At 69.7% G+C, this 20,434-nt stretch carries 18 protein-coding genes and 1 pseudogene; 15 read left to right on the top strand and 4 right to left on the bottom strand.

The genetic code is table 11. From position 1 onward, the window contains the following. Window positions 1-140: 140 nt before the first annotated feature. The 9 genes from QSU92_RS05950 (at window position 141) to QSU92_RS05910 (ending at window position 7,700) form a co-directional block, all read left to right on the top strand. Window positions 141-686: a UGSC family (seleno)protein gene (locus QSU92_RS05950; RefSeq protein ID WP_289265254.1), complete on the top strand. Its 546-nt coding sequence runs from the start codon at window positions 141-143 to the stop codon at window positions 684-686. 15 nt (window positions 687-701) lie between these two features. After that, the gene (locus QSU92_RS05945) at window positions 702-1,799 is read left to right on the top strand and encodes a hypothetical protein (RefSeq protein WP_289265253.1); all 1,098 of its coding nucleotides are present in this window, start codon (window positions 702-704) and stop codon (window positions 1,797-1,799) included. After that, a complete protein-coding gene (locus tag QSU92_RS05940) occupies window positions 1,796-2,053 on the top strand; it encodes a hypothetical protein (RefSeq protein ID WP_289265252.1) in 258 nt (85 codons plus the stop codon). The genes QSU92_RS05945 and QSU92_RS05940 overlap by 4 nt, the downstream gene beginning before the upstream one ends. 8 nt (window positions 2,054-2,061) lie before the next feature. After that, window positions 2,062-3,342, top strand: coding sequence for an aconitase X (locus QSU92_RS05935; RefSeq protein ID WP_289265251.1), 1,281 nt, complete (start codon window positions 2,062-2,064; stop codon window positions 3,340-3,342). Then, on the top strand, window positions 3,339-3,761 hold the full coding sequence (locus QSU92_RS05930; RefSeq protein WP_289265250.1) for an aconitase X swivel domain-containing protein: 423 nt from the start codon (window positions 3,339-3,341) through the stop codon (window positions 3,759-3,761). Before QSU92_RS05935 ends, QSU92_RS05930 begins: the two co-directional genes overlap by 4 nt. Window positions 3,762-3,876: 115 nt before the next feature. Then, window positions 3,877-4,974 carry an ABC transporter substrate-binding protein gene (locus QSU92_RS05925; protein ID WP_289265249.1) on the top strand — a complete coding sequence of 366 codons (1,098 nt, stop codon included), beginning with the start codon at window positions 3,877-3,879 and terminating at the stop codon, window positions 4,972-4,974. Between the two features lie 80 nt (window positions 4,975-5,054). After that, window positions 5,055-5,885, top strand: a complete 831-nt coding sequence (locus tag QSU92_RS05920; protein WP_141939827.1) for an ABC transporter ATP-binding protein — start codon at window positions 5,055-5,057, stop codon at window positions 5,883-5,885. A gap of 1 nt (window position 5,886) precedes the next feature. Then, window positions 5,887-6,780 carry an ABC transporter permease gene (locus QSU92_RS05915; RefSeq protein WP_289265248.1) on the top strand — a complete coding sequence of 298 codons (894 nt, stop codon included), beginning with the start codon at window positions 5,887-5,889 and terminating at the stop codon, window positions 6,778-6,780. A 77-nt stretch (window positions 6,781-6,857) separates the two neighbouring features. After that, entirely contained in the window at window positions 6,858-7,700 is an 843-nt protein-coding gene (locus tag QSU92_RS05910; protein WP_289265247.1) for an IclR family transcriptional regulator domain-containing protein, read from the top strand. Here QSU92_RS05910 and QSU92_RS05905 read toward each other — a convergent pair. From QSU92_RS05905 to QSU92_RS05895, 3 genes are all read right to left on the bottom strand, one after another. Then, window positions 7,646-9,016: an FAD-dependent oxidoreductase gene (locus QSU92_RS05905; RefSeq protein ID WP_289265246.1), complete on the bottom strand. Its 1,371-nt coding sequence runs from the start codon at window positions 9,014-9,016 to the stop codon at window positions 7,646-7,648. The two genes, QSU92_RS05910 and QSU92_RS05905, sit on opposite strands and share 55 nt — an antisense overlap. Continuing rightward, a complete protein-coding gene (locus tag QSU92_RS05900; protein WP_289265245.1) occupies window positions 9,013-10,776 on the bottom strand; it encodes a dihydroxy-acid dehydratase domain-containing protein in 1,764 nt (587 codons plus the stop codon). Before QSU92_RS05900 ends, QSU92_RS05905 begins: the two co-directional genes overlap by 4 nt. A 174-nt stretch (window positions 10,777-10,950) precedes the next feature. Beyond that, on the bottom strand, window positions 10,951-12,540 hold the full coding sequence (locus QSU92_RS05895; RefSeq protein WP_289265244.1) for a molybdopterin-dependent oxidoreductase: 1,590 nt from the start codon (window positions 12,538-12,540) through the stop codon (window positions 10,951-10,953). An 82-nt stretch (window positions 12,541-12,622) separates the two neighbouring features. On the opposite strand from QSU92_RS05895, the gene QSU92_RS05890 reads away from it, so the two are divergent. Next, window positions 12,623-13,798: an alpha/beta hydrolase gene (locus tag QSU92_RS05890; protein WP_289265243.1), complete on the top strand. Its 1,176-nt coding sequence runs from the start codon at window positions 12,623-12,625 to the stop codon at window positions 13,796-13,798. Window positions 13,799-13,804: 6 nt separating this feature from the next. Here QSU92_RS05890 and QSU92_RS05885 read toward each other — a convergent pair whose 3' ends face one another. Continuing rightward, window positions 13,805-15,016 (bottom strand): ATP-grasp domain-containing protein, encoded by a 1,212-nt coding sequence (locus QSU92_RS05885; RefSeq protein ID WP_289265242.1) that lies wholly within the window; start codon window positions 15,014-15,016, stop codon window positions 13,805-13,807. 95 nt (window positions 15,017-15,111) lie between these two features. Between QSU92_RS05885 and QSU92_RS05880 the strand changes: the two are divergent. The 5 genes and pseudogenes from QSU92_RS05880 to QSU92_RS05865 all read left to right on the top strand — a co-directional run. After that, window positions 15,112-16,319 (top strand): annotated as a pseudogene (locus QSU92_RS05880) (circularly permuted type 2 ATP-grasp protein); the annotation flags it as partial. Between the two features lie 69 nt (window positions 16,320-16,388). Then, entirely contained in the window at window positions 16,389-16,898 is a 510-nt protein-coding gene (locus QSU92_RS17565; protein ID WP_422880451.1) for a circularly permuted type 2 ATP-grasp protein, read from the top strand. Continuing rightward, a complete protein-coding gene (locus tag QSU92_RS05875) occupies window positions 16,892-17,824 on the top strand; it encodes an alpha-E domain-containing protein (RefSeq protein WP_289265241.1) in 933 nt (310 codons plus the stop codon). Before QSU92_RS17565 ends, QSU92_RS05875 begins: the two co-directional genes overlap by 7 nt. Further along, complete coding sequence (locus tag QSU92_RS05870) at window positions 17,821-18,666, top strand: transglutaminase family protein (protein ID WP_289265240.1); 846 nt, start codon at window positions 17,821-17,823, stop codon at window positions 18,664-18,666. The genes QSU92_RS05875 and QSU92_RS05870 overlap by 4 nt, the downstream gene beginning before the upstream one ends. Window positions 18,667-18,783: 117 nt before the next feature. Continuing rightward, a complete protein-coding gene (locus tag QSU92_RS05865) occupies window positions 18,784-20,265 on the top strand; it encodes a hypothetical protein (protein ID WP_289265239.1) in 1,482 nt (493 codons plus the stop codon). The last annotated feature ends 169 nt before the right edge of the window (window positions 20,266-20,434 follow it).

The following is a 20,434-nucleotide window of genomic DNA, read 5'->3' as shown; positions in this document are numbered from 1 at the left end:
CAGGTCGTCGCCCCATCCTGGCCAGGCCGCCCCGCACGGGGCACGCACTCTTCCGCACAGCGAAAACGAGGGTGCAGTCCGGTGCGGCCGCCATGCCATCCTGTCGACGTTCCGACCGAGACGCACCGAGGGAGATCGCGATGGCACAGCTGGAAGCGCTGCTGGACCCGACCGGGATGGAGGCGGGCGCAGCCGACACCACGCTGTCGCCGCGACCGGTCAGCCTCAGGGGGCTCACGATCGGGCTCCTCGACAACACCAAGCCCAACTCCACCCTGCTGCTCGAGACGATCGCCGCGCAGCTGCAGGAGCATCACGGCGCCGGCGAGGCGCGGCTCTACACGAAGGACTACTTCGGAACGCCCGTGAAGGAGACGCTGCTCGAGGAGATCGTCCGCGAGTGCGACGTCGTCATCACCGCCGTCGGAGACTGCGGATCCTGCAGCGCGGCCACGGTCGCGGACGGGATCATGTTCGAGCGCGCGGGCGTGCCGACCGTCAGCATCACCTCCGACTCGTTCCTGATGTCGGGTCAGGCGATGGCGTCGGTCCAAGGCTTCCCGGGGTTCGACTTCTACGCGGTGAAGCACCCGATGGCGAGTCTGACAGCCGAGGAGGTCCGCGAGCGCGCGATGACCGCGATGCCCGAGGTGCTGAGGATTCTCGGAGTGGAGGAGGGACGATGAGGCTCGCCGACGACCATGGATGAGACCACGACCGCGGAGGCCGACGCGCTGCGAGAGATCGTCGAGCACTACTTCGACAAGGAGTGGACCGACGGCCTCCCCGTCGTTCCCGTGACCGAGACGCTGCTGGCGGAGTTCCTCGCCACGGTTGCGCGCGACCCCGACGAGGTGCTCTTCTCCATCACCCATCTGAACCGTCATCTGACGGTGCGGCTCGCGGCGATCAACGCGGCGATGGCGGGCTGCCGCAGCGAGTACTTCCCCGTCGTGGTGGCCGCGTGGGAGGCCATCGCGAAAGAGCCGCACCCGGCACGGGGGATCTGGCAGTCCACGACCGGCACCGCGCCGCTTCTCGTGGTCAACGGTCCCGTCCGTGAGCGGATCGGGCTCAACAGCACCGGCAACATCTTCGGCTCCGGCTTCCGTGCGAACGCCACCATCGGACGCGCGATCCGACTGGGCTGCATCAACGTCTTCGGACTGCACCCGCACAAGCTCGACCAGGCGACTCAAGGTACACCGGCGAAGTACTCGGCGTGCATCGCCGAGAACGAGGAGCAGAGCCCGTGGCCGGCCCTCCACACCGAGCATGGATTCGAGGCCTCCGACGACGTCGTGACGGCGTTCGTGATCCGTTCGGTCATCCACATCGAGGCTCGGCACACGCAGTCGCCTGAGCAGCTCGCGCGAGATCTGACGGACACGATCGTGCGCACCGGAGCGTTGATCCACGAGTACACCAGTGCGCTGCTGGTGCTCACGCCCGAGCACGCGGACGTGTTCGCATCGGCCGGCTGGAGCAAGGACGACCTTCGGTCCTTCGTGTACGACAACGCGGTGCGCAAGCGCGAAGACCTCGTCGCGGTCGGCAAGGATGCCCTGTCGCACAAGACGCGCTGGCGTCTCGCGGCGACGCACCCCGACTCCATGCCCGACTCCGCCAGCCAGACGGAGGAGCCCGATGAGGTCCGGGCGCTGAGCAATCCCACCTCGATCCAGATCATGGTCGCCGGGGCCGACAACGCGGGGGTCTCGGCCGTCGTCGAGATCTTCACGCTCAACCCGCCCCGGGTGCACCCGTACTCGCATCAGCAGATCGGAGCGACAGCATGACCGAAGCCACGAAACCGCAGACGGTCGACGAGGCGCTGCGGCAGTTCACCGACATGATGGCCGCCGACGGCTACGTCCTCAGCTGGGAGCCGTCGGACCCGCAGCGAATCGTGGTGCGGATCGATGCGACCGAAGGAGCGTGCGCCGACTGCCTCGTGCCGGTCAACGTCATGGAGGCGATCATGGCCAAGGCGCTGGAGCCCACCCCTTACGCCCTCGACCGCGTCATCCTGCCCGCAGACGCCGCACACTAGGCGAGCCCATGCGTCTCACCGACGATGAGAAGCGGATGCGTGACGGCGCTGAGGGCGAGGCCGTCGCCGCAGCGATGGACCTGCTGGTGCGCTACGGCGACGCGCTCGGCGCTGAGCGGCTCGTGGAGACCCGCAACGTCGCGGGCACGATGACCCAGCCGTCCCCGGCGAAGGCGAAGCTCGTCGAGGAGGGCGGGTGGGCGAAGGCCTACGCGGTGATCAACCTCGACTGCGATCGAGACATCGAGATTCCGCGCATGAAGGTGCCGACCTGTCAGCTCCAGCACGGATTCGCCGGTGACGCCTCGGGGCTCACGCACTATGCCGACTCCTCCATCCGCCTGCAGGACGACGCCGAGTCGTACTTCAGTGACCGCGGCGTCAACATCCTCGCCACGTGCACCCCCTACCAGGTCGGCAACCTGCCTGTTCGCGGAGAGCACTGCGCCTGGATGGAGTCCTCGGCGGTGGTGTACTGCAACTCGGTCCTCGGGGCGCGCACGAACTGCGAGGGCGCGTCGTCGACCGGTGCGGCTGCCCTCACCGGCAAGGTCCCCTACTGGGGCAATCACCTCCCGGAGAGCCGGCACGCCACCCATCTCGTCCGTGCCGACGTCACCGTGGATGGCTTCCAGGAATGGGGGATGCTCGGCTACTTCGTGGGAGAACTGGTGCAGGAGGCGCGACCTGCGGTCGTGGGGAAGCTGGGCCAGCCGGACCTCGCCGACCTGAAGCACTTCGGCGCCGCGACCGCCACCTCCGGAGGCGTGGAGCTCTACCACCTGCCGGGCATCACTCCGGAGGCGCCGACTCTGGAGGCCGCCTTCGGCGGAGCCCGCATCGCCGAACCGGTCTCCTACGGCGCCCGCGAACGGGCCGCGGTCTATGACGCGCTCAACAGCCGCGGAACGAGCCGCGACGTCGACTTCGTGCTCCTGGGGTGCCCGCACGCCTCTTTGGATCAGGTCGCTCAGCTCGCCGCTCTGCTGGAGGGTCGTCGCCTGCACGCCGACACCGAGCTGTGGGTCATGATGCCGCGTGCGCTGTCATCCGTCGCCTTCCGCAACGGATACACCCGCACGATCACCGCCGCCGGGGGCCGCGTCCTGACCGACTCCTGCCCAGCGATGTCGCGGGCGGCTCCGCCCGGGACGCGGGTCTTCGCGACCGACTCCGCGAAGCAGGCGCACTATCTGCCGGCGATCCTCGGGATCGAGGCCTGGTTCGGAACGCTGGCGGAGTGCGTGGACGCCGCGCTCACCGGGCGCTGGGGAGGCGGGCTGCGGTGATCGAGCTCTGCGGGCGCGGGATCGTGCCCGGCGTCGTCGAGGCGCCGGCACTGGTCACCCGCGAACCGATCTCGGGCTTCGGTGGTATCGACGTCGCCACGGGAACGGTGATCGAGCCGCGGCACGAGCTCTTCGGAGTGTGCTTCACCGGCCGTGTGCTGGTGTTCCCGGGCGCCAAGGGCTCATCCGGCTGGTCGGGCTTCTTCCAGAGCACCCGGCTGATGGGAACGGCGCCGGCCGCGATGGTCTTCGACGTGCTCACCACCAAGGCGGTGCTCGGCGCGATCGTCACGCGCGTGCCCACAGTGGTGCAGGCGCTTCCCCGCCCCCTGGAGACCATCCGCACCGGTGACCTCGTGCGCGTCGACGGCGAAAGCGGCGTCGTCACGATCCTCGAATCCGCTTCGTCCTCGACGTGATCGACACGGCGTTCCGTACAATGAAAAGGTCATTGGACGACGCGAAAGCGCTCTGCAGACTCGTCACTGCCGCCCGCAATGGCGTGGGCGGATCATCCCGACACAGGAGTCAGAAATGAGCAGAGCAGTGCGTCCCCCGGCCACGTCCCGCAGGCGGAAAAACGCCCGCGTCGCCACCGCGCTCCTGGCTGCAGGCGCGCTGGCGCTGACGGCCTGTTCCACGGGGGGAGCCCCCGCGGCGTCCGATGGCGACGAGCAGGAGACCGAACTCACGAAGATGCTCGTCGTGACCTTCCTCCCGCTGGAGTCCTTCAGCTTCACGCCGGAGATGTTCGCCTACTCGGGCGGATACTTCGAAAAGCACGGGCTCGACGTTCAGCTGCAGCCGGTGCAGGGCACGGCCGCGGCCATCCAGGCGCTCCTGGGTGGGGCGACCCCGATCACCCGCGCCAGCACGGTCGATGTCTTCCCCGCCATGGAGCAGGGGCAGGAGCTCCGCTCGATCGGGACGATGGCCTACAAGTCGAACCTGCGCGTGGCCTCCACCGAAGACAACTCCATCACCTCCACGGCGGACATGGAAGGCGCCACGATCGGGATGGGCTCGCTCGGCGGGACGAGCGAGAAGATGCTCGATCTGGCGCTCGGCGCGGACGGCGTCCCGCTGGACTCGGTAACCCGGCAGGCCGTGCCGGTGACGGGCGCCACCATGGAGGTGGTCCGTCAGGGGCAGCTCGACGGGTACATCGTGAGCCTGGACACCTCGCTCGCGATCGCGCAGCAGAACGACGATGCGGTCGTCGATCGCGCGGGTCTGACCGACGCTCCCGACATCCAGACCTGGATCACCACCGCCGACAATCTCGAGGATCCCGAACTCGTCGAAGACCTCGAAGCATTCCTCGCCGCGATCGACGAAGCAGTCCAGGATGTCATCGACGACGCACCCAACGACTTCGAGAACGTGCTGCAGACGCTGCGGGAGAGCGGCGACTGGTCGTTCCCGGCGCTGGAGGACGACCAGGTCGCCGTCGAGGCTCTGAAGATCTACACCACCGAGACGTGGGTCAACGAGGCCGCCGACGTCCGCCTGCTGGAGAACGACCTGGAGGCGTGGCAGACCACGTACGACACCTACGTCGATGCCGGACTCCTGCAGGGCGGCAAGGACCCGCAGGAGTGGATCACCAACGACTACGTGCCCGGCGACTGAAACGATGGTGACCCCGCCCGCTTCCCGGGCGGGGTCACCACGCACCCCCCCGATCATCACGACGACACAGGAGGCCGACGATGGCCAGCGAGACCGTCGCATCCGTTCTTCCCCCCACCACCGAGGTCGACAGGCCCAGGCTCAAGATCCAGGGCATCGGTCGCGACTTCCACACCAAGTCGGGCGTCACGCACGCGGTATCGGGAATCGACCTCGATATCCAGCGGGGCGAATTCGTCGCGCTCATCGGCCGTTCCGGTTGCGGCAAGACGACCCTCCTGCGCATGATCGGCGGGCTTCTCGCCCCCAGCGCCGGAACGATCGAGGTCGACGGCAAGCCGCTGTGGAAGGGCAGCCGCGTCGATCCGACGGCGATCACGAAGCTCGGATTCGTCTTCCAGGAGAGCAACCTCTTCCCCTGGTTCTCGGTTCTCGACAACATCGCACTGCCTCTGAAGCTCCGCGGAGTGGGCAAACGTGAGCGACGTGAACGGGCGCAGGAGCTGGCCGCGCTCGTCGGACTCTCGGGGTTCGAGAAGTCCTATCCCCGCGAGCTCTCCGGTGGAATGCGTCAACGAGCCGCCATCGCCCGCGCACTGAGCACCCGCCCCGACCTCCTGCTCATGGACGAGCCGTTCGGCGCTCTCGATGCGCTGACCCGGGAGCGGATGAATCTCGAGTTGCAGCGCATCGTGCTGGAGACGAATTCGACGGTGGTCTTCGTCACGCACGACATCCCCGAGGCGGTCTTCCTCGCGGACCGGGTGGTCCACATGACGCCGCGGCCGGGTCGGATCCGTCAGATCCTCCCCGTCGACACGCCCAAGCCCCGCACGATCGATCTGCAGACCACCCCCGAATTCAACGACATCGTCCGCGCGCTGCGCCAGGACCTCGACGAGGAGCACTGAGATGTCCCAGACCACCCGGACACATGAGCCGACCAGCGCCCCCGGCGCCCGCGCGACGGTCGATGATGCGCCGACGACGCCCGTCGCGGTACAGCGCCGGCAGCCGCAGGGTCGGATGCTGAAGATCCTGCCGTGGATCGTCACCCCGTCGCTGGTGATCCTGATCATCGTGGCCTGGCAGCTCTACGTCACCCTCGGTGATGTGAACCCGTTCGTCTTCCCCCCGCCGGCCGCGGTCGGGCAGGCCTTCGTCGTTCTCGTCACCGATCCCGCGACGTGGGCGGAGCTCGGCATCACCGTGAGCGAGATCCTCATCGGATTCGCTGTGGCGGTCATCCTCGGCGTCATCGTCGGCGTGGTGCTCGGCAAGCTTCCCTGGCTCGAACTGAGCATCCGCCCCCTCATCGTGATCTCGCAAGTCGCACCGAAGGTGGCGTTCATCCCGCTGTTCGTCATCTGGTTCGGGTTCGGGATGACCTCCAAGATCGTGCTCGCTGCGCTTCTGGCCTTCTTCCCCGTCATGCTGAACGTGCTCCTGGGCGTTCGGTCCGTCGAGCAGGGCCAGCGCGAGGTGATGAGCAGCCTGAACGCCTCGCGCGCCCAGACGTTCACGCAGCTCGAACTGCGGAGCCTGCAGCCCTACCTCTTCGCCGGGATGGAGGTCGGCATCGTGCTGGCCACGACCGGAGCCATCGTGGGCGAGTACCTGGGAGGGAGCGAGGGACTCGGTGCGATGGTGGTGAGAGCGATGAACTCTCTCGACGCTGCGAGGACGTTCGCCCTCATTCTGCTGCTGGCGCTGATCGGTCTGGTGCTCTATCTCATCGTGAATGAGGCCAAGCGCTTCTTCATCCCGTGGCACGAGTCGGTGTACGGGCTGCGCTCGGAGACGTGATCCTCGAGCTGCGCGCGCCCCGCTCTTTAGGATGAGAGCGGGGCGCGCGAGCGCGAGACGACGCGGGTGGGAGAACGGTGGCCGAAGAACGATCACGCGACCGTATCCAGAGCATCGAGCGTGCGGTCGCGGTGCTGAGGGCCTTCGGCGGCCATGACGCCGCGCTCAGCGTGAGCGGCGTGGCCGATCGGGTCGGGCTGCCGCGCCCGGTGGTGCGACGCATCCTGCTGACCTTCGAGCACCTCGGTTACGTCCGGGTGCAGAACGGCAGGTGGAGTCTGACCGCACGCATCCTGGAACTGGGCGCCGGCTACTTCGCGTCATCGTCGCTGCCGGAGATCGCCCACCCCGTCATGAGCGACGTCGTGGCCCGGACGGGTGAGACGTGCAGCCTGGGGGTGCTCGACGGCTACGACGTCATCCACGTCGCGCGCGTGGAGGAGAGGCGCCCGCTGCCGGACGCGGTCCGCATCGGCATGCGGCTGCCGGCCCACGCCACGGCGGTGGGCCGGGTCCTCCTCGCCAGCCTCGACCCGGTGTCGCGGGAGCGCTACCTCGATGGTCAGCCCCGCGAGCGCTTCACGCCCCGGACGATCGTCGAGGCCGCGGCCCTGCGGGCGCACCTCGAGGAGGTTGGCCGCCGCGGGTACGATCTGTCGCTCGAGGAACTCCATCCCGGCATGATCGCTGCGGCCGTGCCGGTGGTCGTGGACGACCTCGCGGTGGCGGCGCTCACCGTGTCTTCGACGACGGTGAGGTCGGATGCCGAGACCCTCACCGCGGAGATCGTGCCCGTCTTGCGTGAGGCGGCGGCCGAGATCGCGGCGCGTCACCGCGCCGCGAACCCCCACCTCTTCCGTTCCGGTCAGGCCGGTGTCGGAACCGCCATCGAGGCGGACGGCAACTCGGTGCCCAGGTAGACACCGGCGGAGACGAGGCGCTCCTGCAGGAGGCCGACATCCACGTGCGCGACGTCACCGTCCGACGCGAGCGCAAGATCGGCGGCGGTGCCGGCTGCCTGCCCCATGACGAAGCACGGACCCGTGACCCGGCCGGAGGATTGGCCGCGCTGGGTCATCGAGGCGCACCTGCCGGCGACGAGGAGATTCGGCACACCCTGCGGCACCAGCATGCGGTAGGGGAGCTGATTGAAGCCTCGGCTCGCGCTGTCGGCGAACCGGAACTCGACGTCGCCCGCGACGTGCGCCTCGACCGGCCACCCGTTCACGCCGATCGTGTCGTCGAAGTCCGCGCAGCCGAGGATGTCCTCCTCGGTCAGGCTGTAGGAGCCGACGATCCGCCTCGTCTCGCGGATTCCGATCTGCGGGGCGATGTCGACGACGTACGACTCTTCGAACCCTGGTGTGCGCTCGCGGATGAAGGCGAAGGTGTGCTTCACCTGCTGCCGTCCCTGCAGTTCCCCGTGAGTCAGCTGCTTCACGTCGGTGCCGTCGACAGCGCTCCCGTCGTCGTTGCTGAGCTGCGTGAGGTTGGAGCGCCACTCGATCGGATGACGCTGGGGCCTCACGATCGGCTTCTTGCGCGGGAACCGGTGCGTACCCGCCTCCTCGGCCTCTTCCATGACCCGGCGGATCGTCTTCCACGCGGGCCCCGCCGCGATCGGGTCGACGCCGTTGATCCGGAACATCAGCGAGGGGTAGAGCAGATGCTCGGACCGCTCCACGGGAGCACCGGCCCAGACCGCGAGATCGGCATCACCCGATCCGTCGACGAACATGCGCCCGCGGACCGCCTGGCGGCCCGACTTGGACTCGATGATGACCGCATCGATCCGGTCGCCGTCCATCACCGCCCCCACGGCCGTGGCGTGGAAGAGCAGGTCGACGCCGGAGGCGGCGATCAGCTCATCGGCGGCGATCTTGTACGCCGAGATGTCGAAGGCCTGCGCCATGATGCGGTTGTCGACGCTCAGGTGAGGAGGGTTGAGCCCGTCGAGCGCCTCGAGGCGCTCGAGCAACTCGTCGGTAAGTCCGCGGATCACCCGTACGTCCTCGCCGTGCACCCGGGCGTGCAGTCCGCAGAACGTGCTGAGGCCGCCCATCGTTCCCGCGCCGCCGAGGAAGCCGTACCGTTCGATCAGCAGCGTCGACCGGCCTGCGCGACCGGCCGAGGCTGCGGCGAAGAGACCGGCGGGCCCGCCCCCGACCACCACGACGTCGTACTCGCCGATGACCGGCACATCTGCGGCCGGCACTCGGATGCTGGTGGTGTTCATGCGCTCTCCTTCGTTGTGGGCTGCAGACCGGCTTCGGGTCGGGTCGCGCTGCCGGCGGAATCCCGTCGCGCGCACAGGTCGGCGTTCGGCCGTGCGCAGAGCACCGCGCCGCAGCTGAGCGGCTGCACCAGCTGCTCGTAGTGATCGAGCAACCCGCCGCCGGTGTCGCGCTCCAGCGGAGCCCGGTACGGTTCCCTCGCTGCCAGCTCCTCGGCGGAGACGAGCAGGTCGACCCGCCCGTCTGCGAGGTCGATGTCGATGATGTCGTCCTCCTGCACCCGGCCCAGCGGTCCGTCGGCGGCCGCCTCGGGCGAGACCTCACCGATGGAGATGCCCTGGTTGACCAGGCCGCTGAACTGCCCGTCCGTCACGAGCGCGACGTGCTCGGCCAGGCCACGGGCGTGCAGGGCGAAGATGAATGCGGATGTCAGCCCCATTCCGGGCGCGCCGGCGACACCGATGCCGCGGATGACCGCGACGTCGCCCCGGCGGAGGCGACCGTCGGCGATCGCTGCGATCGCCTCGTCGCGATCGCCGAACACGCGTGCCGGACCTCGGAACCGGTGCGGTCCGGGATCGGGCACCGGTCGCTTGGCAACGGCCCCGCCGGGCGCGAGAGATCCCCGCAGGACCGAGATCGCCGGGTCCGTCCCGAACGGATCGGCGAGCGGCCGGATCACCGTGCCGTCCGCCGCCGGAGCACGGTGCGCGTTCTCGGCGACCGTCGTTCCGGCGACCGTCATCTCGTCAGCCGCCAGAAGCGGAAGCAGCTCCCGCAGGACGGTCGCCCCGCCTCCGGCATCTTCGAACTGCTCCACGAGCCACGGGCCGTTGGGTCGCACCGCCGCCAGCAGGGGCGTCTGCCGCCCGAGCGTGCGGAACAGCTCCCACACGTCGACGTCGAGCCCGGATTCGACGGCGATCGCCTGCAGATGCTTGATGGTGTTCATCGAACCGCCCACGGAGAGCATGGTCCTCACCGCGTTCGTGATCGACCCGGCGGTGATGATGTCGCGCGGGCGGACGTCGCGGGCGATCAGGTCGGAGAGCGCGGCGGCGGACGCGCGGACACCCGCCCACATCCGTTCACTGTTCGCGCGAACGGGCGCGGACCCCGGCATCGCCATGCCGAGCGCCTCGGCGACCATGTGCATCGAGTTCGCCGTCGCCAGACCCGCGCACACGCCCGGTCCGAGGATCGCATCGTCGGCGAGGTCGGCGAGATGGTCGGTCGGCGCGCCGGTGACGGCCGCCTGCGCAGCGAGGAGGAACACCTCTTCCACATCGGCCTCGCGGCCTTCAGCGAGCCCGGAATGCTGATACCCGCAGGGGATGATGACGGTCGGGATGTTCAGGCGGCCCGCCGCCATCAGATGCGCAGGGGTCGTCTTGTCGCACGAGCTCAGGCAGATCATCGCGTCGAGTTTCGCGCCCTCGACTGCCGCTTCGATGTCGTCGACGATCAGATCGCGGCTCGGGAGGATGTAGCGGCCGGCGCGCCCGGCGCTCGTGACGAAGTCCGAGGGGGCGACCGTGCGTATCTCGAACGGAAGAAGTCCGTGGTCGCGCAGTTCGGATTTGAGGACCGGGACGATGTCATCGAGATGCGCGTAACACGCCGCCAGGTCGGACGACGTGTTGACGATCGCCACTTTGGGCTTGGTGAGGTCCGACGCGGCGATGCCGAGCGACCTCCACTGTGCGCGCCGGGCGATCCCGAGCGCGGAGGTGGGCGGCAGGTTGCTTCTCAGCTCGGGCATCGTCGACCTCGTCTCCCTCGGGCGACCCTCGGCCGGACACCGCCCGCCTGGCCAGTGTACGCAATGCGTCTAGAAAACCGCAATGCGTACAAAGACGACTCCACGCTCTCGCCGTTCCCAGGTGCGCCACCTGTTGCGCGAGGGGGCTCCTGCCTGTCCGCCCGCGCCCGCGGCTCAGAAGACGTCGACGGGGAACTCGTGCCAGCCCGTCGCGCCGTCGGGGATGACGCCGACGACCTCGGAGGTCTGCGTCTCGCCGAGCGCATTGGTGGCGCGGCAGCGCAGCACGTGGCGCCCCGCCGTCGCCCGCCACGGCAGGCTCCACTGCACCCACGTGTCATCCGAAATCGCTGTGGCGAGGGTCGCGTCCTCCCAGGGGCCGTCGTCGACCTGCACCTCCACGCGTGAGATGCCGACATGCGGCTGCCAGGCGACCCCCGCGATGACGGTGTCGCCCGCGCTCAATCCCTGACCGGGGCGGGGCACGTCGATGCGCGACTGCAGTTTGACCGGACCGCGTTCGGACCATCCACGGTCGGTCCAGTACGCGGTCGCCCGGTCGAAGCGGGTCACCTCGAGGTCGACGACCCACTTCGTCGCCGAGACGTAGCCGTACAGCCCCGGTACCACCATCCGCACCGGGAACCCGTGCTCGAGCGGGAGGGGTTCCCCGTTCATCCCCACGGCGAGGATCGACCAGCGGTCGGGGTCGGTGAGTGCCTCGAGCGGTGTCGACGCGGTGAAGCCGTCGATCGATCGGGACAGCACCATGTCGGCGTCCGCCATCGGGCGTGCCCGGGCGAGGAGCTCCCGGATCGGGTAGCCGAGCCACCGCGCGTTGCCGATCAGGGTGCCGCCGACCTCGTTGGACACGCACGACATGGTGGCGTACCCCTCCTCCAGAGGGAGGGCGACCAGCTCGTCCCACGTGAGGACGACCTCGTTCTCGACCATTCCGTGAATACGGAGCGACCAGTCGGCGGGGTCGATCTGCGGCACGACCAACGCGGTGTCGATGCGGTAGAACGAGTCGTTCGGGGTGATGACGTCGGCCAGTCCCGAGATGTTCAGCTCGGCACCGGCCGGAACGGGGGGCGCGGCCACGGCCGGGTCGGGGAGCCGCAGCGCGGCCCGGATCGCCGCGACGGCGCGGCTGCCGCCGCTCACGAGCGTCGCCCCGAGAACCATGACGAGACCGACGGCGGCGGCGCCGCCGGTCCACACGAGGAAGCGGCGTCGGTCGATCTCCGAGGGTCGGTCGGGGGTCGTCGGGGGCGCATCGTCCGAACGCTCCGCCGTCGCGGGAAGGAGGCGCAGCAGCATCCGCAGACTCACCGCCATCGTCGCGCCGGCGATCGACGACGGCAGCCATGACAGCGCGCCGGCGTCGGCCCGCGTGAGAGCGACGGCGGCGCCGACGACCCCGAGGGCGACGGCGATCGCCAGCCCGATCGGGGGGCGGCGACGCTCGAGGAGGCCCGCGACCGCCGCGACCGCGAGAAGCACGAGTGCGATTCCGGTGAGGAGGGCGGCCTTGTCGGCGGTGCCGAACCACGCGATCGCCGTGTCTTTCGCCCAGGAAGGGGCGACGTCGATGAGCGCGCCGCCGATGGCGGCGAAGGGGCTGGATGCCGGGGCGATGAGCGCCGCGGACAACTCGCCGAGGCCCGCACCCAACACCGCGGCTACGGCACCGGCCGCTGCGGCGAGCCAGCCGTCCTGGACCCTCGCGCGTTCTGCTCCTCGGCCTCGAGCATCCGCCACGTCTCGAGCCTATGCCGCTCCACGCGGGTGCGGGTTGCGTCGTCGCATGGCGCGGGTGGGGGCGATGCGACAGAGTAGCCGCATGGCAGGAGCTCGCGGCGAACGCATCCAGGCCGTTCGCCGCCCGGAGGGCGCCGACGCGCCCGCCTTCGACCTGTCGTACGTGCGCTCGGGGCCGCGCGGTGCGACACCGGTCGTCATCCTCCCCGGCGGCCCGGGCCTCGCCTCGGTCCGCCCCTACCGCAGCGTGCGGCGCATCGCCGCGAGCGGAGGCCTCGACGTCATCATGGTCGAGCACCGGGGGGTCGGGCTGTCCCGCACCGACCTCGCCGGGGCGCCCCTGCCCCCCTCGGCGATGCGGATCCCCGCCGTCCTCGACGACATCGCCGCGGTGCTCGACCGCGAACGCATCGCACGCGCGGTCGTCGTCGGGTCGTCCTATGGCAGCTATCTCGCATCCGCATTCGGTGTCCGTCACCCAGACCGTGTCGAACGGATGCTGCTGGACTCGCCTCTGCAGTCCACGGCCGATCTGGCGATCGAGCGGGAGCGCGTGCGCGGGCTGTTCTGGAACGCGGGCGATCGGCTGTCCGCCGACGTGCGCGCGCTGGTGGATCGCGGGGAGGACGCGCGCTCCGTGCTGGATGTCGTCCGCGCCGCCTACGAGCTGGTGGGACCGGAACTCGCCGAGGCGCTCGCTCGACGCCGCCTGCGTCGGGGGCTGGGACTGACGTGGCGGGTGCTGACCACCTACGCCACGCGCGATGACGACATCGCCCACATCCCGGGGGTGTACGAGTTCGACATCGCCGGGGTGATCGCCTTCCGGGAGCTCGCGTACGGGGCGCCCCTCGACGGTCTGCCGCTGGACCCCGCCGCGACCTACGCGCCGCTGGCGGCACGGTTCCCCCCGTTCGCGGGGGAGCCATACGACCTTCCCGCACTCACGCCGGCGTTCGCGTGGCCGCTGGTCGTCGTCAGCGGAACGAGAGACCTCCGCACGCCTCCCGCGATCGCCGAGCGGACGGCGCGGACCGCGCAGGACGGGGTACTTGTGACCCTCGAGAACGGTCATAGCGCGCTGGACACCCACCCGGTCGCGCTCCTGAACGCCGTCCGGCGCCTGGTGCGCGGGAGCCAGCATCGCCTTCCCGGCGAAGCGGCGCTGCTCGACCGGTTGCCGCGGCGCGGCGCCGGGGCGCGTTTGCCCGATCTCCTCCGCGCGCTCTCCCGCGCGGAAGGGCTCCTCGGACGCTGAGCGGGGTCAGACCCGCCCGGCGTGCACCGCGTCGAGGGCGGCGGCATCGGCGGAGGTCATCCCGTCGATCGGCTCGCCGTTCCACACGATGTCGTCGCCCAGGGCGGCGAGGATCTCCTTGCGGTCACCGTGCTGGATCTTCGCCCCGTGGACGATGGTCGCGGGGCTCCACATCATCGCGAGGCTGTCGTGCCAGCCGCTTCCGACATCCTTCACGTGGAGCAGATCGTGGAGCGACGTCGGCAGGTGCGACAGCGGTTCGGCGAAGCAGTCGGCGACCACGGCGAGCGTGATCTCGCGCTCCGTGCCGGGCTCGGCGACGACGGGCTCGTCGACGTCGCCGGTGAGGGCACGGCCGACATCGCCGGCATCCAGCAGGATGATCCCGTTGGTGGGTCGGGGGTTGCACTCGATGATCCGCAGGCCGTCGCCGTGGTCGACGAAGTCGAACGACAGCTGGCCCGTGAACCCGGGGTCGAGCGAGTCGACGATGCGCTGGGCGTAGGCGAGGGTGTCGGTGCTGTCGACGGCGAGGAACGCGATCGCCGTGCTGTGCGCCCACTGCTCCGCGGCCACGTACGTCGTGTGGGCGGTCACACGGCCGTCGACGATGATGCTGTACGAGCACACCATCGGCCCGTCGACGAAGGGCTGCACGAGCCAGGGCTGCTCGGGGGTGGGATGACACTGGTCCACCGGGGTCTTGCCGGCGAGCGGGCCGGTGTTGGTCAGCAGTCCCACGCCGCCGCGCGAGAACGCCGCACGGGCGAAATACCGGGGGAAGCGGCCGATGGTCTCGACGAGCTCCTCGTCGCTGGTGACCACGACGGTCTCGGGGATCGGCACGCCCGCCTCCTCGGCCAGACGCTGGAAGCTCGCCTTGTCGTGGAGGCGCGCGAGATCGCCGAACGTGCCGGTGAGCACCCGGACACCCTGGGGGAGATCGCCCTGGCGTGCGGCGAGGTAGAAGACCTCCTCGAAGGTGGGGATGATGACCTCGATCTCGTGCGCGTCGACGAACGCCGACACCTCGGCGATGAAGGCGTTGGTGGCGAAGCGCGGCGACGAGGTCACGAGGTGACCGGCGGCGAACCGTGAATGGCTGCCCACCGCCCCGCCGTAGGTGTCGCTCGCATACACGGTGTGTCCGATGCTCCCGAGCTTGCGGATGAGATCCAGCGCGAAGGTGTTGCGGGAGCTGGTGACGAGGATGCGCATGGCGTCCTTCCGATCGAGGTGTCGCTCAGCCTAGCGAGGTCGGCTTCCGCCGGGTCGAAACACTTCGGCAACACGCCCCGGACTAGGCTCGGGGCATGGGTGACCTGTTCGACGGCTACGGCGCCACACTGACGCCCCGCCGGTCGCCCGCGGGGATCGCTCCGTTCGACGAGATGTTCGCGGTGTCGCGCAACGGCTCGGCGGGGGCGGAGTCGCGGGAGGCCTATCGCGAGCTCTACCAGGCCCTGGCGCAGATGACGCAGGAGGAGCTGCGGGGGCGCACCGAATCGCTTGCGAGCTCGTACCTCGCGCAGGGTGTGACCTTCGACTTCGCCGGCGAGGAGCGCCCCTTCCCGCTCGACGCCGTACCGCGCATCATCGCCTTCGACGAGTGGTCGCGCATCGAGGCCGGGGTGAAGCAGCGGGTGCGGGCCCTCGAGGCATTCCTCGACGACGCGTACGGCCATCAGCACTGCGTACGCGACGGCGTCCTGCCGGCACGTCTCATCGCGTCATCCCAGTACTTCTACCGGCAGGCCGCCGGCATCCACAGCGCCAACGGCGTGCGCATCCAGGTGTCGGGGATCGACCTCATCCGCGACGAGAACGGCGAGATGCGCGTGCTCGAAGACAACGTGCGCGTGCCGTCGGGCGTCTCGTACGTCATCTCCAACCGCCGCGTGATGGCTCAGACCCTTCCCGAGCTCTTCGTCTCGATGAGGGTGCGGCCCGTCGGCGAGTATCCCAACAAGCTCCTCGCGGCGCTTCGCGCGTCGGCCCCGCCCGGGGTCGAGGAGCCGAACGTCGTCGTGCTGACCCCCGGTGTGTACAACTCGGCGTACTTCGAGCACACCCTCCTCGCGCGCCTCATGGGCGTCGAGCTCGTCGAGGGGCGCGACCTCCTCTGCATCGGCGGCAAGGTGTTCATGCGCACGACCCGCGGGCCCAAGCGCGTCGACGTCATCTACCGTCGGGTGGACGACGACTTCCTCGACCCGCTGCAGTTCCGCGCCGACTCGATGCTCGGTGCCCCCGGCCTCATGCTCGCCGCGCGGCTGGGCAACGTCACGATCGCCAACGCCGTGGGCAACGGGGTCGCCGACGACAAGCTCATCTACACCTACGTGCCCGACCTCATCCGGTACTACCTCGCCGAGGAGCCGATCCTGAAGAACGTCGACACCTGGCGGCTGGAAGACCCGGGTGCCCTCGAGGAGGTGCTCGACCGGCTCGACGAGCCGTGGTCAAGCCCGTCGACGGGTCGGGCGGCAAGGGCCTGGTCGTCGGGCCCGACGCTTCCCCGGCCGAGCTCGACGCGCTCCGCCACCGCCTCCTCGCCGACCCGCGCGGGTGGATCGCGCAGCCGGTGGTCATGCTCTCCACCATCCCCACGCTCGTCGAGGACGGGATGCGTCCGCGGCATGCCGACCTCCGGCCCTTCGCGGTCAACGACGGTGAGGACGTCTGGGTGCTCCCCGGCGGGCTGACCCGTGTCGCGCTTCCCGAAGGGCAGCTCGTGGTCAACTCCAGTCAGGGCGGCGGATCGAAGGACACCTGGATCGTCGGTGGTTCCGCGCCGTCCCACGTCGAATACGGGCAGGGGGCGGGTCTGGCCGGACTCGTGGCCGATCAGGCGGCGACGATCACCGCCGCCATCCCGATCATCTACGACGAGCAGGACGAGGTGACCCACTCGCCGCAGGACCGGCCGCGCACGCGCACCGAGCAGCAGGAGCAGCAGCAGCAGGCGGGGCCGGGCGTCACGTCTCCCGCTCTTACGCCGAGAATCCATCTGGGCGCCGAGGATGCGGGTGCACCCCATGCTCTCGGCGCGCAGTTGCACCCTCGCGGGATCGTCACGGGAAGGGATGACGCGTGCTGAGCCGCATCGCAGAGTCGCTGTTCTGGATCGGGCGGTACATCGAGCGGTCCGATGGGACGGCGCGCATCCTCGACGTGCACCTCCAGCTGCTCCTGGAAGACCCGTGGATCGACGAGGACACGGCGTGCCGCTCGCTTCTGAGCGTGATGGGTTCGTTCCCCCTCGAAGGCGTAGACCGGGTCGGCCGCGATGACGTCCTGCAGCGCCTGGCCGTCGACCGGATGAACCCCGCGAGCATCGCCTACTCGATCTCGGCGGCGCGCGAGAACGCCCGCCGCGCCCGCGAGATCGTCTCCACCGAACTGTGGGAGACCCTCAACACCACGAGCGCCCGGATGCCCCGGCGCCTCCAGCGCGACAAGGTGCACGAATTCTTCCAGTGGGTGCGCGAGCGCGCGGCGCTCGCGGTGGGTGTCGTGGACTCCTCGACCAGCCGCGACGAGGCCTGGCAGTTCTTCACGCTCGGCCGCAGCATCGAGCGCACCGACATGACCGCGCGCCTGCTCGCGACGAGGTCGCTGACCGAGGCATCCGGTCCGTCCTGGACGACCATCCTGCGCTCGTGCGGTGCCTACGAGGCGTATCTGCGTACCTACCGGGGCATGCCGAGCGCGCGCAACGCCGCCGAGTTCCTGCTGCTGGACAGGCTGTTCCCCCGCTCGATCATCTACTCCATCCAGCTCGCAGAGGAATGCATGAGCGCCATCGACCCCCGTGCCGACCGTGTGGGGCACTCCAACACGGTGCTCCGTGCGCTCGGGCGCATCCGCAACGACCTCGAGTACCGGCCGGTCAGCGAGATCTTGAACGAGCTCCCGCATCACATGCAGCGGGTGCAGAAGGTGACGCGCGAGGCATCCGAGGCGATCAAGTCGCGGTTCTTCCCCACGCAGGCCGAGCCCAGCTGGATCGGGGAGATCTCGTGAAGCGGCTGCGCATCGAGCACTCGACCGGTTTCTCCTATCAGGGCAACGTCTCCGCGTCGTACAACGAGGCACGGATGCTGCCGGGATCGACCGACAGCCAGTTCGTCCTCAACTCCTCGCTGGAGATCGAGCCGTCGACATCCGTCAACCACTACGTCGACTACTTCGGAACGCGCGTGGCCTCGTTCGATGTGCTCTCACCGCACGCGGCACTGCAGATCACCGCGCGCTCGCTGGTCGAGGTGCGGTCGCGTCCGATCGCCCACACGCCCCTCACCTGGCATGAACTCGGCGATGAGGCAGCGGCCTCGGTGGCGACCATCGAGCAGCTCGGCCAGACCGCACGCACCCGTCCGCACCCCGAGGTGGCGGAGCTCGCCCGCTCCATCGCGGCCGACCACACCCACCCCGGCGAAGCGGCGCACGCGATCTCGGTCGCCGTCGGCGATGCGGTGGAGTACATGCACGGTGTCACCGGGGTGCACTCCACCGCGAGCGATGCCTGGACGTCGCGGAAGGGCGTCTGTCAGGACATCACCCACATCACGCTCGGTGCCCTCCGCGAGGTGGGGATCCCGGCGCGCTACGTCTCGGGCTACCTTCACCCCCGGCCCGACGCCGAGGTCGGCGTCGCCGTCACCGGCGAGTCGCACGCCTGGGTGGAGTGGTTCGCCGGGGACTGGCACGGATTCGACCCCACCAACAACATCGAGATCGGCGACCGGCACGTGCTGGTCGGCCGCGGCCGCGACTACAACGACGTGCCGCCGCTGCGCGGGGTCTACGCGGGGCCGTTCAAGAGCCAGCTGAACGTGAAGGTCACGATCACCCGCGAGATGTGAGCAGGCGTCGCGATCCGATCCGCGGACCGCGACGAACCACCTCAGAGGCGAGATCTGCCTCCGCGTTCTCGCGCCGTGGCGCTGGGCGCGACGACCACGACAGGGCAGGGTGGACAAATGAGTCTCCGGCAGAGTCTGCGCGAATTCGAGCTGACCACGCGGCCGATCCACCCCGAGTCCAAAGCGGCGCTGGAGAAGCGCTGGCGTGAGCTCCCCCCGCACGCCCGAACCGACAATCAGCTGCTCGGTCGCTGCGCCGTCGGATGCGAGGGGACCCACGGCGTCTTCCCGAAGTGCAACCTGACGTGCTCGCCCTGCTACCACTCCGCAGATGCGAACAAGGTGCGCATCGACGGCGCCCACACCGTCGACAACGTCGATGAGCAGATGCGGTACCTCCGCGGCATCCGTGGCCCGCGCGCCCACGCGCAGCTGATCGGCGGCGAGGTGAGCCTGCTGCCCGCGACCGACCACGCGGCGGCGCTGCTGGCGATGCGGGCGCAGGGGCGTGAGCCCATGTCGATGACCCACGGCGACTTCGACTACGACTATCTGCTCGACGTCGTCCTCGACGGCGAGGGCCGGCCCCGGTTCGAGAAGGTGTCGTTCGCGGCGCATTTCGACTCGCTGATGCGCGGCCGCCGCGGCGCGGTGCGTCCCCGCAGCGAGGCGGAGCTCCACCCGTTCCGCGAGGAGTTCGCGCGGATGTTCGTCGACCTCAAACGCGACCACGGCGTCGACCGGTATCTCGCGCACAACATGACCGTCACCCCGTCGAACGTCGACGAGGTCGAGGAGGTCACACGCGCGGTGCTGGAGATGCCCTACGACATGATGTCGTTCCAGCCCGCCGCTTTCATCGGCGACGACCGGCGCTGGCGCGAGGACTTCGGCGAGGTCACGATCGACAAGGTCTGGGAGCGCATCGAGAAGGGCGCGGGGCAGAAGCTGCCCTGGCAGGCCACGCAGTTCGGCGACCCCCGCTGCAACCGGTCCACCGTGGGGATGCGGGTGGGCGGCGTGTTCGCACCGCTGCTCGACCCCGACGATCCGAAGGACATCGCCGCGCGCGATCGGTTCCTCGCCCACCATGGCGGGATGGTGTTCGGCGACGTGCCGAAGGCCGTCCTGGCGTTCAAGGTCGCCCGTGCGGCTCTCGCGCACCCCGGTGACATCCCTCCGCTCATCGGGCTCGCCCGGAGGGTGATCCGCCGCGCGGGCGGCCTGCGCCGGATGCTCCGGGCGGCGCGCCGCGGGAAGGTGTCGTTCAAGACGTTCGTGGTGCACAACTTCATGGACGCCGAGCAGGTGGCACCCGCCTGGGAGCTCATGGAGAAGGGTGTCGTCGCCGACGACCCCGTGCTGAAGGAGACGCAGGAGCGTCTCGGCGCCTGCATGTATGCCATGGCGCACCCAGAGGACGGACGGCTCGTGCCGGCCTGCGTGCAGCACAGCGTGCTCGACCCGCTCGAGAACGTCGAGCTGCGCCGCGTGCTGCCGCTCATGGGCGCCGGTGCCGCCGGCGCGGTCACGCCGTCTGTCGTCTCGCGCCCGTCCGGCCTGACGCCGGTGCGCAGCACCCGCCGCGCGACCGCCTGACGCGCGCTGCGCCGGCGCCTGATGTTCCGCGCCCAGGCCGCTCCCGCATTGCGCCGTCGTCGCCGTCCGTCGATCGCTCGCCTGTCGCAAGAGGCGCGGAGCGGCGAAATGTGTGACAGGTGAAGCCTGGATGGGTGGGGGCGGGCGCTCGGCTGTCGCAATCTGCGCG

The organism is Microbacterium sp. ET2 (genome assembly GCF_030347395.1).
Taxonomy (GTDB): domain Bacteria; phylum Actinomycetota; class Actinomycetes; order Actinomycetales; family Microbacteriaceae; genus Microbacterium; species Microbacterium albipurpureum.
The sequence above is the reverse complement of the archived record's forward strand: the minus strand, read 5'-3'. Positions and strand labels throughout refer to the sequence as shown.